We start from the raw sequence: 14,986 nt of genomic DNA, 5'->3' as shown, positions 1-14,986 counted from the left end.
AAGCCATTTTGGCTTCCCGTTTTCATGTCACGCGACGACTCAGATCACCTGAACGATGGCCTTGGTCACGGCGTCGATGTTGCTCTGGTTCAGCGCGGCAACGCAGATGCGGCCGGTGTCCAGGGCGTAGATGCCGAACTCGTTGCGCAGACGGGTCACTTGCTCAACCGTCAGGCCGGAGTAGGAGAACATGCCGCGCTGGCGACCGACGAAGCTGAAATCGCGCTGTGGAGCGTTTTTCGCCAGCAGGTCGACCATCTGGGTGCGCATGCCGCGAATCCGCAGACGCATTTCTGCCAGTTCTTCTTCCCACTGGGCACGCAATACCGGGCTGTTCAGCACAGCGGCGACGATGCTTGCACCGTGGGTCGGCGGGTTGGAGTAGTTGGTGCGGATCACGCGTTTGACTTGCGACAGCACGCGCGCGCTTTCTTCTTTCGATTCGCTGACGATCGACAGGGCGCCAACGCGCTCGCCGTACAGCGAGAAGGATTTGGAGAACGAGCTGGAAACGAAGAAGGTCAGGTTCGATTCGGCGAACAGGCGCACAGCGGCAGCGTCTTCATCGATACCGTCGCCAAAGCCCTGGTAGGCCATGTCGAGGAATGGAACGTGACCTTTGGCTTTCACCACGTCCAGCACGTTTTTCCAGTCCGCCGGGCTCAAGTCGACGCCAGTCGGGTTGTGGCAGCAAGCATGCAGCACAACGATGGAGCCGGACGGCAGGGCGTTCAGGTCTTCCAGCAGGCCGGCGCGGTTAACGTCGTGGGTGGCGGCGTCATAGTAGCGATAGTTCTGTACTGGGAAACCGGCGGTTTCGAACAGTGCGCGGTGGTTTTCCCAGCTCGGGTCGCTGATCGCCACGACGGCGTTCGGCAGCAGTTGCTTGAGGAAATCGGCACCGATTTTCAGCGCGCCAGTACCGCCGACGGCCTGGGTGGTGATGACCCGGCCAGCAGCGATCAGTGGCGAGTCATTGCCGAACAGCAGTTTCTGCACGGCCTGGTCGTAGGCGGCGATGCCGTCGATCGGCAAGTAGCCACGGGAAACGTGTTGAGCGGCGCGAATCGTCTCGGCTTCGACAACGGCGCGCAGGAGAGGGATTCGCCCTTGCTCGTCGCAGTAAACACCGACCCCCAGGTTGACCTTGGTGGTACGGGTATCGGCATTGAATGCTTCGTTGAGGCCCAGGATTGGATCGCGTGGTGCCATTTCGACAGCGGAGAACAGGCTCATTATTGCGGCGGCTCTGAATGGAGTGTGGAGGGACGTGTCGCGCTCCAGCCGAATGCACTAGAGCGGTGCACAAACGGGGAGCTAGTATAGAGGCCATCAGCGATTGATGGCGACAGGCGATTCGGCTTTTACGGTAAGTTTTTCCAATTATTTTTCGATCGTTGGTCGAGCGACGTCGTCAAAGGTTTTACCCGATGTAGGACGTTTGCCTTGAAAGGGATGGCAATCGGCTCCACATTGAGCACAATCCAGTTTTTTCCTCGGGCGACATCGGTCGTTTGCGGTCTTTCTCGTTCCTGTCCGGCTTAACCGGGCAAGAGTGAACCAGAGGTATGTATGTCTGAATTCCAGCTAGTCACCCGCTTCGAGCCCGCCGGCGATCAGCCGGAAGCCATCCGTCTGATGGTCGAGGGCATCGAGGCCGGGCTGGCGCACCAGACGCTGCTCGGTGTGACCGGCTCGGGCAAGACCTTCAGCATCGCCAACGTGATCGCCCAAGTGCAGCGCCCGACGCTGGTGCTGGCGCCGAACAAGACCCTGGCTGCGCAGTTGTACGGCGAGTTCAAGGCGTTCTTCCCGAACAACGCCGTTGAATACTTCGTCTCCTATTATGACTACTACCAGCCCGAAGCTTATGTGCCGTCGTCCGACACCTTCATCGAGAAGGACGCCTCGATCAACGACCACATCGAGCAGATGCGCCTGTCCGCGACCAAAGCGCTGCTGGAACGCAAAGACGCAATCATCGTCACCACGGTGTCGTGCATCTACGGTCTGGGCAGCCCGGAAACCTATTTGAAGATGGTGTTGCACGTGGATCGCGGCGACAAGCTCGACCAGCGTGCGCTGTTGCGTCGCCTGGCCGATTTGCAATACACCCGCAACGACGTGGACTTCGCCCGGGCGACTTTCCGGGTGCGCGGCGATGTGATTGATATCCACCCGGCGGAATCCGATTTTGAGGCGATCCGCATCGAGCTGTTCGATGACGAGGTGGAAAGCCTGTCCGCCTTCGATCCGCTGACGGGCGAAGTCATCCGCAAGCTGCCGCGCTTCACCTTCTATCCGAAGAGCCATTACGTGACGCCTCGGGAAACCCTGCTCGACGCCGTCGAGGGGATCAAGGTCGAGTTGCAGGAGCGCCTGGAATACCTGCGCTCCAACAACAAGCTAGTGGAAGCCCAGCGGCTGGAGCAACGCACCCGTTTCGACCTGGAGATGATTCTGGAGCTGGGTTACTGCAACGGCATTGAAAACTACTCGCGCTACCTGTCGGGCCGTGCATCCGGCGAGGCGCCGCCCACGTTGTTTGACTACCTGCCAGCCGACGCCTTGCTGGTGATCGACGAATCCCACGTCAGCGTGCCGCAGGTCGGTGCCATGTATAAGGGCGACCGGTCCCGTAAGGAAACGCTGGTGGAATACGGCTTCCGCCTGCCATCGGCGCTGGATAACCGGCCAATGCGTTTCGACGAGTTCGAAGGCATCAGCCCGCAGACAATATTTGTCTCGGCCACACCGGGCAATTACGAGGCGGAGCACGCAGGGCGCGTGGTCGAGCAAGTGGTGCGCCCGACTGGCCTGGTGGACCCGCAGATCGAAATCCGTCCGGCGCTGACTCAGGTCGACGACTTGCTCTCGGAAATCACCAAGCGCGTAGCCCTGGAAGAGCGGGTGCTGGTCACCACGCTGACCAAGCGCATGTCCGAGGATTTGACCGATTACCTGGCCGATCACGGCGTGCGCGTGCGTTATCTGCACTCGGACATCGACACCGTGGAGCGGGTCGAGATCATCCGTGACTTGCGCCTCGGCACCTTCGATGTGCTGGTGGGGATCAACCTGCTGCGTGAAGGCCTGGACATGCCGGAAGTCTCGCTGGTGGCGATTCTTGATGCGGACAAGGAGGGTTTCCTGCGCTCCGAACGCTCGCTGATCCAGACCATTGGCCGGGCGGCACGCAACCTTAATGGCCGGGCGATTCTGTATGCGGATCGGATTACTGGTTCCATGGAGCGGGCAATCGGCGAAACCGAGCGTCGTCGCGACAAGCAGATCGCCTTCAACCTGGCCAACGGCATTACGCCCAAAGGGGTGTTCAAGGACGTCGCCGACATTATGGAAGGCGCGACTGTGCCGGGTTCGCGCAGCAAGAAGCGCAAAGGCATGGCCAAGGCTGCCGAGGAAAGCGCCAAATACGAAGCCGAATTGCGTTCGCCGAGCGAGATCACCAAGCGCATTCGTCAGCTGGAAGAGAAGATGTACCAGCTCGCCCGCGACCTGGAATTCGAAGCCGCGGCGCAGCTGCGCGACGAAATCGGCAAGCTGCGGGAGCGGTTGATCGCGGTTTGACGCTCCCTCTGTAGCAGTTGCCGAAGGCTGCGATCTTTTGATCTTGTTTTTACAGGCAAAGTCAAAAGATCGCAGCCTTGGCAGCTCCTGCGGCGCTTAAATCCCGCACTCACTGGAGCCGGGCGGCTATCGCCTGTTACCATTCGCCCCTTGTTTGATCTTCGCTTTTCATTCTTTTTGAGACATGCCATGACCACCGTCCGCACTCGCATCGCGCCATCGCCTACCGGGGACCCCCACGTAGGTACCGCTTACATCGCTTTGTTCAACTACTGCTTTGCCAAGCAGCATGGCGGTGAGTTCATCCTGCGGATCGAAGACACCGACCAACTGCGTTCGACCCGCGAGTCCGAACAGCAGATTTTCGACGCCCTGCGCTGGTTGGGTATCGACTGGAGCGAAGGCCCGGATGTCGGCGGCCCGCACGGTCCTTACCGTCAGAGTGAGCGCGGCGATATCTACCAGAAGTACTGCCAGCAACTGGTCGACATGGGCCATGCCTTCCCGTGCTTCTGCACCGCTGAAGAGCTGGACCAGATGCGCGCCGAGCAAATGGCCCGCGGTGAGACCCCGCGTTACGACGGCCGTGCGCTGTTGCTGTCCAAGGAAGAAGTCGCGCGCCGCCTGGCTGCCGGCGAACCCCACGTGATCCGCATGAAAGTGCCGACCGAAGGCGTGTGCGTGGTGCCGGACATGCTGCGTGGCGATGTCGAGATCCCGTGGGATCGCATGGACATGCAAGTGCTGATGAAGACCGACGGCCTGCCGACGTATTTCCTGGCCAACGTGGTCGACGACCACCTGATGGGCATCACCCACGTGCTGCGCGGTGAAGAATGGCTGCCTTCGGCACCGAAACTGATCCTGCTGTACGAGTACTTCGGCTGGGAACAGCCGCAGCTGTGCTACATGCCGCTGCTGCGTAACCCGGACAAGAGCAAGCTGTCCAAGCGCAAGAACCCGACCTCGGTGACGTTCTACGAGCGCATGGGCTTCATGCCGGAAGCGATGCTCAACTACCTGGGCCGCATGGGCTGGTCGATGCCGGACGAGCGCGAGAAGTTCTCCCTGCAGGAAATGGTCGACAACTTCGACCTGAGCCGCGTCTCGCTTGGTGGGCCGATTTTCGACATCGAGAAACTGTCGTGGCTCAACGGCCAGTGGCTGCGTGACCTGCCGGTGGAAGAGTTCGCCGCTCGCGTGCAGAAGTGGGCGCTGAACCCTGAATACATGATGAAGATCGCGCCGCACGTGCAGGGCCGGGTTGAAACCTTCAGCCAGGTCGCACCGCTGGCTGGCTTCTTCTTCGCTGGTGGCGTGAATCCGGACGCTAAACTGTTCGAATCCAAGAAGCTCTCGGGCGATCAGGTTCGTCAGTTGATGCAATTGATCCTGTGGAAGCTGGAAAGCCTGCGTCAGTGGGAGAAGGACAGCATCACCGCAACGATTCAGGCGGTGGTCGAATCCCTGGAGCTGAAGCTGCGTGACGCCATGCCGCTGATGTTTGCCGCGATCACCGGGCAGGCCAGTTCGGTATCGGTACTCGACGCGATGGAAATCCTCGGTCCGGACCTGACCCGTTTCCGTCTGCGCCAGGCCATTGACCTGCTGGGCGGCGTGTCGAAGAAAGAAAACAAAGAGTGGGAAAAGCTTCTGGGCGCGATTGCCTGACGGCGTTTGACTCAGTAGGAGCTGCCGAAGGCCGCGATCTTTTGATCCTGATCTTCGGCGCTTCCCCCGAATTTACGGGGGGAGGGCGGTAAGTGATTGTTATGTCGGCAAAAAATTTTAAATTTTTTGAAAAATAAGTTTGACAGCTTTCCGATGCGCCATTAAGATTCGCCCCGTCCTCAGCGATGAGGGGCTATAGCTCAGCTGGGAGAGCGCTTGCATGGCATGCAAGAGGTCGACGGTTCGATCCCGTCTAGCTCCACCAATTTACACTTCAAGGTCTGGCCACACCGGCCTTGAAGCGATCAACACTCAGCGTTGATCAGTTGTATAGAAGGGTTTGCGTCCCCTTCGTCTAGTGGCCTAGGACACCGCCCTTTCACGGCGGTAACAGGGGTTCGAGTCCCCTAGGGGACGCCAGTTTTACAGAAGCGATGTTGCAAGATGTCGCTCCGCCGCGAGGCGAAAAATCCGGGGCTATAGCTCAGCTGGGAGAGCGCTTGCATGGCATGCAAGAGGTCGACGGTTCGATCCCGTCTAGCTCCACCAATTTTACAGTTCAAGGTCTGGCCACACCGGCCTTGAATCGATCAGCTCTCAGCACTGATCAGTTGTATAGAAGGGTTTGCGTCCCCTTCGTCTAGTGGCCTAGGACACCGCCCTTTCACGGCGGTAACAGGGGTTCGAGTCCCCTAGGGGACGCCACGATTACCCGCTTTGCGGGATTTTTAAGGGTCATTCAATTATTGAATGGCCCTTTTGTTTGTCTGGCGTTTGGCCAAATCACCTTTTTCCCCAACACTGTTCTTCAGACCAGCGGTCACATCCACGACTTGCGGAAAATTATTATGAGAATAATATTCTAGTCGTAATATTCGGAGGCAACGATGAACGATAAAAAAGCTCAAACCCGCGAACGCATCCTCAAGGCTGCCAGCGCAGCGCTGATCCAGCGCGGCCCGGCCGAGCCGAGCGTGGGCGAAGTGATGGGCGCGGCCGGCCTGACGGTCGGCGGTTTCTACGCGCACTTCGAGAGCAAGGACGCGTTGATGCTGGAAGCGTTCAAGCAGCTGCTCAGCCATCGTCGTGACTTGATCGCCGACATGGATGCCGAGTTGACCGGCGAAGAGCGTCGCGCGTTGGTCGCAGCGTTCTACCTGTCGCGCAAACACCGTGATTCCACCGAGCAGGCATGCCCGGTTCCAGCGTCGATCAGTGAACTGGGCCGTCTGCCGGACGAATTTCGTGTGGCGTTGAATGAACATATTGAATTGATGGTCGCGCAGTTGGCAGCCAGCCCGGAAGACATCGACAAGGTCTTGGCCGACATCGCCTTGATGGTGGGTGGTTTGGCGCTGGCGCGGGCGCTGGGGCCAGGAGAGTTGTCCGATCGATTGCTGCGCGCCGCCAAATCGGCGGTGCTGTGACCTAAAGGCATCCAGCCTGAGGAGATGGGCGATGAACACGTTGAGCTGGGTTCGTGGCGTTAATGGCACCTTGGGCTGGTTCGCACCGAAGCTGGTGGCGAGCAAGATGCGTCTGGCATTCATGACCCCGCGGGAGTTGCCGCCGCGTGATTGGGAATTGCCGCTGCTGGCGAAATCCGAGCGGATCACCTTGCGCTTCGGCCTCTCGGCGCTGCGTTGGGGGCAGGGCCCGGCGGTGTTGTTGATGCACGGCTGGGAAGGCCGGCCAACGCAGTTTGCCGCGCTGATCACGGCGCTGGTCGATGCCGGTTACACCGTGGTCGCCCTGGACGGCCCGGCTCATGGTCGCTCGCCTGGACGCGAAGCCAATGTGGTGCTGTTCGCCCGGGCGATGCTTGAAGCAGCTGCTGAACTACCGCCGCTGCAAGCGGTAATCGGTCACTCGATGGGCGGCGCCAGCGCCATGCTCGCGGTGCAGTTGGGCTTGCGCACCGAAACCCTGGTCTCGATCGCCGCCCCGGCGCGAATCCTTGGGGTGCTGCGCGGTTTTGCGCGCTATGTACGCCTGCCGCCCAAAGCCCGTTCGGCGTTCATTCGTCAGGTCGAAAAAGACGTTGGCATGCGTGCTGCTGCGCTGGATGTCGCGCACTATCAGCTCGACATGCCAGGCCTGATTGTCCATGCCGAGGACGACAGCTTTGTCTCGGTCAAGGAGTCCCAATTGATTCACGAAGCCTGGTTCGACAGTCGCTTGTTGCGCCTGGAAGAGGGCGGTCATCAGCGGGTCCTGGCCGATCCGCGGGTGATCGATGGCGTGCTCTCGCTGCTGGCCGGTCGCAGCCTGCAATCGCGCCAATCGGCCTGAGCTTCCGTTACACTGCCCCGGTCGAAATAATCTGACCGGGAGTGGGGCATGGGCTGGGATCGGGCAACGCCGTTTATCATTGATCTGGAAGTGGGCGCCGAAGACATCGACGGGTTGGGCCACGCGAACAACGCGGTGTACGTGACCTGGCTCGAGCGCTGTGCCTGGCGTCACTCGCAGCGGCTGGGTCTGGACCTGGTCGAGTATCGGCGGCTGGACCGGGCTATGGCGGTGGTGCGGCACGAGATCGATTACCTGGCGGCGGCCTACGAAGGCGATGAGCTGCAGCTGGCGACCTGGATAGTCGATTGGGACCAGCGCCTGAGAATGACCCGACACTTCCAGCTGATCCGCCCCAGTGACAACTCGACGTTGCTGCGGGCGCAGACCACGTTCGTGTGCATCGAACTGTCGACCGGCAAGCCCAAGCGCATGCCGGCGGAATTCATCGAGGGCTATGGCTCGGCGTTGCAAGTTCCAAGCTGACACAGTCCGCACATTTGCCACTGCCCGGTCTGACGAAATACCTTCTGCACGCCGAAACCAGTAAACTGCCGCATGTTTTTCGTCGAGTGTGTTTTTCATGCAAATTGCTTTGGCGCCCATGGAGGGGTTGGTCGACAACATCCTGCGGGACGTGCTGACCCGTGTGGGCGGTATCGATTGGTGTGTAACCGAGTTCATTCGGATCAACGATCAGCTGCTCACGCCTGCCTACTACCACAAGTTCGGCCCGGAACTGCTGACCGGCGCCCGTACCGCCTCCGGCGTGCCGCTGCGGGTGCAACTGCTTGGCTCCGATCCGGTGTGCCTGGCGGAAAACGCTGCACTGGCCTGCGAATTGGGTTCCGAAGTCATCGACCTGAACTTCGGCTGCCCGGCCAAGACCGTCAATAAGTCGCGCGGTGGCGCCGTTCTGCTCAAAGAGCCTGAGCTGCTCAACGAAATCGTCGAACATGTCCGCCGTGCGGTGCCAGCACACATTCCAGTGACCGCCAAAATGCGCCTGGGCTTCGACAGTCCCGATGGCTCGCTGGTTTGCGCCACAGCCCTGGCCGAAGGCGGCGCGGCGCACATCGTGGTTCACGCGCGGACCAAAACGGATGGCTACAAGCCGCCAGCTCACTGGGAATGGATCCCGCGGGTCCAGGACGTGGTCAAGGTGCCAGTGTTCGCCAACGGTGACATCTGGAGCGTGGAGGACTGGCGACGTTGCCGCGAGATCAGCGGCGTCGAAGACATCATGCTCGGTCGTGGCCTGGTGTCGCGTCCGGATCTGGCAAGGCAGATCGCTGCGGCGCGGGCCGGTGAGGAGGTCGTCGAGATGACCTGGACCGAGCTGCTGCCGCTGATTCAGGATTTCTGGCTGCAAGCCAAGGCCCAGATGACACCACGCCAATCGCCGGGTCGCCTGAAGCAGTGGCTGGCAATGCTGACCCGTAATTATCCCGAAGCGGTAGAGTTGTTCGGCGTCCTGCGTCGTGAAACCGAGCTGGATCAGGTCTCGCGTTTACTGGGGTTGCAGGTGTCTGAGGCCGCCTGAATCTGCTTGAAAAAAATCTGAAAATAATCTCTTGAAAAGTAATCAGCGGTCCTTATCTAAGGATTACGCGATGCCGAATTCGGGTCGCGGAGACAAAAAAACTTGCTGATTATGTTCAGGAGATTTGAATCATGAGTACTGCATTTTCCTTGGCCCCACTGTTCCGTTCCTCGGTAGGTTTCGACCGTTTCAACGACCTGTTCGAAACCGCCCTGCGCAATGAGCCAGGCAGCACCTATCCACCCTACAACGTTGAAAAATACGGTGATGATCAATACCGCATCGTTGTGGCGGCCGCCGGTTTCCAGGAAGACGACCTGGACCTGCAAGTAGAAAAAGGTGTACTGACCATCAGTGGCGGCAAACGTGACGCGGACGAAAACGTCACTTACCTGTACCAAGGCATCGCACAGCGCGCCTTCAAACTGTCGTTCCGTCTGGCGGACCACATCGAAATCAAGGCCGCCGAACTGCGCAACGGTTTGTTGAATATCGAGCTGTTGCGGGTGATTCCGGAAGAAGCGAAAGCCAAACGCATCCCGATCAATGGGGCGGAAAAACCGGCTCTGCAGCACTGAGTCATTGGAAGAAATACATTCGTCTGAACAGGCTGTAACCCGCTGAATGAAGGCCCCGACTTGTCGGGGCCTTTTTGTTTTTCCACCAAAACGGTCATGCAAGCTTTACCGCCTTATGGCGGCTTCTCTACAATCCGCGCCAGTTTTGCCGACCCCCACATTCTGCCTGGTCGGCCCGGAGCTTTTTTTCATGGAAGAGATACAACAGCGTTGGCTGTGCGGTCTTTCTGCGCCGATGGTGGCCCTCAATCCTCGTGCCGATTACGACGAGCCTGCTTTCTACTCCGATCCGCAATTTATTGACCTGCAATGCAGCTGGGGCATCAATGACCGGCCGCAGTTGTTGAGCATGCTCGAAGGGATGGCGGACGACGGTCATGCCTCATACCTCGATGGAGCGTATCGGGCGTGGCAGCGTTGCTTGCCTGGCGAATGGCAGGCACTGCTTGAAACACTGTCCCCCCGTGAGCGCGATTTGCACGAATTCGCCGGGCGTACCTTTGGTGGGTGTGGACCGGGTGGTATCAGGGCCTGGGATCTCGGGCGTATGGGGTTTCTCTTGCGCTGTGGCTTGCGCAATGAGTGGATCGATTTATCCGAGAGTCTTTGGTTGCATGCCCGACTGGCTGTAAGGGCGCAATACCATTACGGTAGTTGGTTTTCTTATTTCAACGGTTTCTTGGCTGGTCACGCGTTCTGGAGCTGTCTGGGTAACAGCGACGAACAGATGGCTCACGAGCTTGATCGGCAAGGGGAGTCTTCGGGTAGCGCTTTCATTGCACGAGGTCTTGCGCGCGACATCCCTTCTTTCCTGACCGACTTGCCCTGGCACATAGACCTCGATCCGCCGCCGCGCCCGGCGTCCCTGGGGGAGTTCGACTGGTCATGAGTTGCTGGATACGCTTGGGTATAGAACCCACCAAAGACCAGGCACTGATTCGAGATGCCTACCGCGCGCGTTTGCCGGAACATCACCCGGAGAGTGATCCCGAAGGCTTTCAGGCGTTGCGTGAGGCCTATGAAAGTGCCACCCGTTTTGCCCGTCATGAAGAGGTCGACGTCGACGAGGAGGGCGCTGGTGTTCCCGAGATTCCGCAAACCTTGGTGGATTTTTACGCGTTGCTCGAAGATCCGGCTCGTCGCTTCCATCCGCAGGCTTGGCGAGCATTTGTCAAAGCGTTGGATCAGTTGCCTCTAGACACACTTGATGACCTCAGTTGGGGGTTGTTTCACCCATTGGCCAATGCCGGGCCGTTGTCTTACCGTTGCGCGAATCTGCTGGCGCAACGAATGGGGTGGGAGCATCAACTGCTGGATCTGCAGTTCGAGCAGGCGAATAAAGTCGAAGAGTTCCTGCAACGCATCAAGAAGCCAGACCCGTTCGACACGACACTGATGAGTGGCTGGTCCGAGCCTGTGCAGATGGAAACCCTGTGGTATGCCCGTAGCCTCGACTACCTCTTTGAGCATCGGCCGCTCCATGAATTCGAAGACTTCGCCAGCCATCACACCTGTCTGCCGCTGCCGTCGGACGAAGTATTCATCAAGCGCTTACTGGTGCAGTTCACTCAAGCCGGTATCGGTGGTGCAGGCCTGCTGCAACTGTGCGTCGAACGACAGGGACAAGCACCAGACGATAGCGATTGGCTTTATCTGTTGGCTTGCCAAAGCAGTTTGTTGGGCCTTGAAGATCAAGCGCTGCCTTGCTGGATCCGGCTCTGGCTGGAGTACCGTCATCCGAAGGCCGAAAGCTGCTTGCTGGAGCTTTGTGCCAAACGTCAGCCGGACTTTCTCGCACTGCTGATCCAGGCATTCGACCGTTTGGAAAATTTCCGTGACTGGTCCCATGACCTTGACGATGTTACTCAAGAATATGGCAGCCCTTCACAGCGTCCCGAAACGTTGGCTCGCTGGCTTGGGGTCGGGCAACTCGATCTGCAAGGTTTGGCAGGCGCATTTGTCGATTGGCGAATGACGGGGGATGAACTGCCTCTGCTGGCATTGCTGCTAGGAGAGCATGCGGATTCCCGCTTGCAGCGTCTATACCAGCATGCATGGGCCTTGCATCGTGGGGATGTGGGGTTGTTGCAACAAATACTGGACGAGCCGCATCCGTTCGATGCCCTTGAGGGGTTGGTGTTGACCGGATTCAAGTATCAGGCAGAGCAGCAACTCTGTTGGTTGAACCAGGCGCCGATTCCGTTGGCGATGAAGGCCTTTCTCAGCAGTCGTTCAGTTGAACCGAAACTGGCCGAGGAGCTGACAAAAGGCGAGCCGCACAAGATTTGCCGCCTGTGGCTGAGCAGGCTGCGGGGCTACGATCAGTCTGCCCTGGTGCGGATCGATCAGGTATTTGATTTGCTGGACGCAGAAGCGGACGTGAACTTGCGCAGCTTGAGTCTGCTGGTCCAGTTGGGGCAGCGAGGCGCAGTCCTGCCGGTCATTGCGCAAGGCGAGGCTGCGTGGCAATGGCACGCTCAAACAGTATTCCTGTTGGCGTTGTTCGTAGAGCCGGAACGTTGGCTGACGTTGATCGATACCCAATGTCTGGAGCGACTGGAGCTCAACCCGGCTCACCCCCTGAGTCGGCTTCAGCCGTTATTGCGGCGCCTGCAGCGCGAGCAAGGTAACTGCGCGGGTTTGCTGGGGTGGCTGCAAGGTACTGACCCGGTTCATGGCCTGCTCGTGCAGCAGCTGTTCAATGTGCAACAGGCCCTCGACAGCGCAGCACTGCCCGCTAATGCGCAGCTCTATACCTGCATTGAAAGTGATCCTGATGCGTGCGGCGAGGATTTGCTGGGGCTGATGCTGCTCTGGGGTGTGCTGTATCACGACCCGAGCCTTGACGCCGAGCAGCATCGCGCACTGTTGCAATCCATCGCCGCTATCAGTTGTGAAGATGGTTGGTTTGAAGCGTTTCGTGATGGTTTGATCAAAGGAGAGCCTGTTTGGCCACCGCGCAAAGTGCTGACGGATTTCGACGTCGACAAGCTGCTGGTCTATGAAGTCCTCGATACGCTGAAAAGTCTGATTCGTTATGGCGCCTCAGGAGTGCCCAGGACCAAGGTGCTGCAACAGTTGCAGCGTGGCAAGGATGACGCCGCGAACAGTGTGGGCCTGCGTCTGGCATTGACTGCCTTGCTGTCCTGGAGTGAGCGTCTGCTCCTGGCCAAAAGCGACACGCGCCCGGTGCCGTCCACTGCGGTCTGGCGCTTGGGCTCTCGATTGGGGCGCAAGGCGTTTATCGGGCAGGTGCTGGGAGGTGTGCTGATCACCCCGATCATGGTGCTGCTCAATGGCACCGTTGTCTTGGGAGTTGTCATGCTGCTGGGCATCGCGCTGTTGCTCAGTGCGATTCTGCGTCGGCTGCATGACATGGGGCGGGGGATTCCCACGCTGCTGATCTTTGCCTGTCTGACGCCGGTATTGCCGTTCCTGCCTCTGGTGTTGTTCGGCTTTCCCGGCGACAAGCTGCCTAACCGCTATGGTGTGCCGCCGGGCAGCGCCGGTGAGGACACGCTGCCCGGTGGCTTGCAGGCGACTCTGCGGCGGCTTAATGGCTAAAGGCGCAGCTGATCCAGTGCTTTATTGAGTTGTGACCGATGGCTGGCAATCTCCACCGATTGCTGGCCACCGAGCACGGCGGTAAAAGTATCCAGCCAATCGGCAATTTGTTCGCGTTCGTCGCCCAGGCTTTGCGTCCATGCACGCTCCAGTCGCGCCAGCAGAGTGCGATTGGGCAGCGCGTCCCGTGGATGGATTTTCAGGGCTTTGAGCCGCTCATGGCTGCTTTTCCGTGATTGTGGGTCGAGCCCGGTGGGGCTGCGATCGATGCTGTGGCTGTGGCGTTCGCCGCTGGCCAGCAGGGTCACGTCGACTTCAAGCAAACCGTTGATGTCGTAGCTGAAGCGCACATCCAGGGCTTGCGTCTGGTCGCTGGGTGCTACCGCGACGTCGAAGGCATCGATGAAAATATTATCCCGCACCCACGGCCGCTCACCCTGATAGACCTCGATACGGATGTGGTCTTGTTGCGGATGGGTGGTGTAGAAGCGCTGCACCCGAGAAGTCGGGATCACGGTGTTGCGTTCGATGATCGGCGAGAAGGCGCCGCTGACGTCCTCACCGCGACGGCTCGAAATGCCCAGCGTGTAAGGGCAGACGTCAGTGAGAATCAGCTCCTCGATTGCGCTGTCTCGGGCCTTGCACGCTGCCTGGGTAGCGGCGCCCAGTGCGACAATCGTGTCCGGGTCGAGGTGGCGATAGGGCAGGCGCCCGAACAGCGTGGCGACCATCTGCTGCACGACAGGCATCCGCGTTGCGCCACCGACCAGCACCAGGCTGTCGAGGTCCCGAGGCTTGAGCCGTGCATCGCGCAGGGCTTGTTCGATGGGGGCGCGCAACCGGGCCAGCAGCGGTTCCCAGATTTTCAGCGCGGCGGCTTCATCCAGCGACCACTCACGCAAGGCGCCGGCACCGTTCCAGCTCAGGTGCTGGGTGCCTTCGCCGAGTTTGCATTTGAGTTGCTCCAGAGCATCGCCCAGGCTGGCCAACCCTTGGCTATCGATCTGTTGTGGGGGGAGTTGCCAGTCTTTCAGGCAGGCCTGCAACAACGCGGCGGTGAAGTCTTCACCGCCGAGGAAGTTGTCGCCGGTGGAGGCATGCACTTCGATCAGCGGCAATGCGTATTCCAGTACCGTGACATCGAAGGTGCCGCCGCCCAGGTCGAAAATCAGCGTGCGCTCGAACTTCTGCTCGTGCAGCCCGTACGCCATGGCAGCGGCGGTCGGTTCGTTGATCAGCCGCGACACCGTCAGGCCTGCCAGTTCGGCGGCAAACAGCGTGCGTTTGCGTTGCTCGTCACTGAAATAGGCTGGCACCGAAATCACCGCCTCATACACCGGTCGGCCTAGCCAGGCTTCAGCATCCTGCTTGAGCGAGCCGATCACCAGCGCTGACAATTCTTCGGGGCTGAATTGCCGTCCGCCCAGTTCGAACTGTTTGTCGCTGCCCATAAAACGCTTGAACGCCGCCACCGTACGTTCTGGATGGGTGGTCAGGCGGGCGCGGGCGGCCTTGCCCACCAGAATGCTGTCGTCCTCATCGAGGCTGACCACTGAAGGGGTGAGGACATCGCCAAGGGCGTTCGGAATCAACTGCGCCTGACCTTCCTGCCAAACGGCGATCAGGCTATTGGTGGTCCCAAGGTCGATGCCCAGCAAGGCCGGACGGGAGAGGGTTGCATCCTGCATGGTTGATCTCTTTGAGGCAGTACAAAAAAGCGCGACCCTACAGGTTGCAAGAAAAACTGGCA

General features: G+C 59.5%; 11 protein-coding genes and 4 tRNA genes. 13 read left to right on the top strand and 2 right to left on the bottom strand.

Going from position 1 to position 14,986, the window contains the following annotated elements; all coding sequences use genetic code 11:
- Positions 1–39: 39 nt before the first annotated feature.
- Positions 40–1,236 (bottom strand): amino acid aminotransferase, encoded by a 1,197-nt coding sequence (locus AC1DQM_RS07215; RefSeq protein ID WP_086945457.1) that lies wholly within the window; start codon positions 1,234–1,236, stop codon positions 40–42.
- Positions 1,237–1,572: 336 nt separating this feature from the next.
- On the opposite strand from AC1DQM_RS07215, the gene uvrB reads away from it, so the two are divergent.
- The 13 genes from uvrB (at position 1,573) to AC1DQM_RS07150 (ending at position 13,236) form a co-directional block, all read left to right on the top strand.
- A complete protein-coding gene (uvrB, locus tag AC1DQM_RS07210) occupies positions 1,573–3,588 on the top strand; it encodes an excinuclease ABC subunit UvrB (RefSeq protein ID WP_019582112.1) in 2,016 nt (671 codons plus the stop codon).
- 189 nt (positions 3,589–3,777) lie between these two features.
- Positions 3,778–5,259, top strand: a complete 1,482-nt coding sequence (gene gltX / locus AC1DQM_RS07205; protein WP_018928106.1) for a glutamate--tRNA ligase — start codon at positions 3,778–3,780, stop codon at positions 5,257–5,259.
- Positions 5,260–5,448: 189 nt separating this feature from the next.
- A tRNA-Ala gene (locus tag AC1DQM_RS07200) sits at positions 5,449–5,524 on the top strand.
- 79 nt (positions 5,525–5,603) lie between these two features.
- A tRNA-Glu gene (locus AC1DQM_RS07195) sits at positions 5,604–5,679 on the top strand.
- A 53-nt stretch (positions 5,680–5,732) separates the two neighbouring features.
- A tRNA-Ala gene (locus AC1DQM_RS07190) sits at positions 5,733–5,808 on the top strand.
- Positions 5,809–5,888: 80 nt separating this feature from the next.
- A tRNA-Glu gene (locus AC1DQM_RS07185) sits at positions 5,889–5,964 on the top strand.
- A gap of 182 nt (positions 5,965–6,146) precedes the next feature.
- Positions 6,147–6,686: a TetR/AcrR family transcriptional regulator gene (locus tag AC1DQM_RS07180; RefSeq protein WP_019582113.1), complete on the top strand. Its 540-nt coding sequence runs from the start codon at positions 6,147–6,149 to the stop codon at positions 6,684–6,686.
- Positions 6,687–6,717: 31 nt separating this feature from the next.
- A complete protein-coding gene (locus AC1DQM_RS07175; protein ID WP_018928104.1) occupies positions 6,718–7,551 on the top strand; it encodes an alpha/beta fold hydrolase in 834 nt (277 codons plus the stop codon).
- Between the two features lie 48 nt (positions 7,552–7,599).
- Positions 7,600–8,037, top strand: a complete 438-nt coding sequence (locus tag AC1DQM_RS07170) for an acyl-CoA thioesterase (protein WP_019582115.1) — start codon at positions 7,600–7,602, stop codon at positions 8,035–8,037.
- Positions 8,038–8,134: 97 nt separating this feature from the next.
- On the top strand, positions 8,135–9,094 hold the full coding sequence (locus tag AC1DQM_RS07165; RefSeq protein WP_018928102.1) for a tRNA dihydrouridine synthase: 960 nt from the start codon (positions 8,135–8,137) through the stop codon (positions 9,092–9,094).
- 131 nt (positions 9,095–9,225) lie between these two features.
- Positions 9,226–9,672: an Hsp20 family protein gene (locus AC1DQM_RS07160; protein WP_018928101.1), complete on the top strand. Its 447-nt coding sequence runs from the start codon at positions 9,226–9,228 to the stop codon at positions 9,670–9,672.
- Positions 9,673–9,862: 190 nt separating this feature from the next.
- A complete protein-coding gene (locus AC1DQM_RS07155; protein WP_477745911.1) occupies positions 9,863–10,561 on the top strand; it encodes a DUF1266 domain-containing protein in 699 nt (232 codons plus the stop codon).
- Complete coding sequence (locus AC1DQM_RS07150) at positions 10,558–13,236, top strand: DUF805 domain-containing protein (RefSeq protein WP_477745910.1); 2,679 nt, start codon at positions 10,558–10,560, stop codon at positions 13,234–13,236. Before AC1DQM_RS07155 ends, AC1DQM_RS07150 begins: the two co-directional genes overlap by 4 nt.
- Here AC1DQM_RS07150 and AC1DQM_RS07145 read toward each other — a convergent pair.
- Positions 13,233–14,924: an Hsp70 family protein gene (locus AC1DQM_RS07145; protein WP_477745909.1), complete on the bottom strand. Its 1,692-nt coding sequence runs from the start codon at positions 14,922–14,924 to the stop codon at positions 13,233–13,235. The genes AC1DQM_RS07150 and AC1DQM_RS07145 overlap by 4 nt on opposite strands.
- Positions 14,925–14,986: the final 62 nt, after the last annotated feature.

The sequence above is a fragment of the Pseudomonas sp. 01L34 genome, from assembly GCF_056400265.1.
Note: the sequence above shows the minus strand (reverse complement) of the source record. Positions and strands in the feature narration are given on the sequence as shown.

Excerpts from the sequence above, each read along its gene's own strand:
- AC1DQM_RS07215 (WP_086945457.1), bottom strand. The coding sequence starts at position 1,236 with ATGAGCCTGTTCTCCGCTGTCGAAATGGCACCACGCGATCCAATCCTG.
- uvrB (WP_019582112.1), top strand. The coding sequence starts at position 1,573 with ATGTCTGAATTCCAGCTAGTCACCCGCTTCGAGCCCGCCGGCGATCAG.
- gltX (WP_018928106.1), top strand. The coding sequence starts at position 3,778 with ATGACCACCGTCCGCACTCGCATCGCGCCATCGCCTACCGGGGACCCC.
- AC1DQM_RS07180 (WP_019582113.1), top strand. The coding sequence starts at position 6,147 with ATGAACGATAAAAAAGCTCAAACCCGCGAACGCATCCTCAAGGCTGCC.
- AC1DQM_RS07175 (WP_018928104.1), top strand. The coding sequence starts at position 6,718 with ATGAACACGTTGAGCTGGGTTCGTGGCGTTAATGGCACCTTGGGCTGG.
- AC1DQM_RS07170 (WP_019582115.1), top strand. The coding sequence starts at position 7,600 with ATGGGCTGGGATCGGGCAACGCCGTTTATCATTGATCTGGAAGTGGGC.
- AC1DQM_RS07165 (WP_018928102.1), top strand. The coding sequence starts at position 8,135 with ATGCAAATTGCTTTGGCGCCCATGGAGGGGTTGGTCGACAACATCCTG.
- AC1DQM_RS07160 (WP_018928101.1), top strand. The coding sequence starts at position 9,226 with ATGAGTACTGCATTTTCCTTGGCCCCACTGTTCCGTTCCTCGGTAGGT.
- AC1DQM_RS07155 (WP_477745911.1), top strand. The coding sequence starts at position 9,863 with ATGGAAGAGATACAACAGCGTTGGCTGTGCGGTCTTTCTGCGCCGATG.
- AC1DQM_RS07150 (WP_477745910.1), top strand. The coding sequence starts at position 10,558 with ATGAGTTGCTGGATACGCTTGGGTATAGAACCCACCAAAGACCAGGCA.
- AC1DQM_RS07145 (WP_477745909.1), bottom strand. The coding sequence starts at position 14,924 with ATGCAGGATGCAACCCTCTCCCGTCCGGCCTTGCTGGGCATCGACCTT.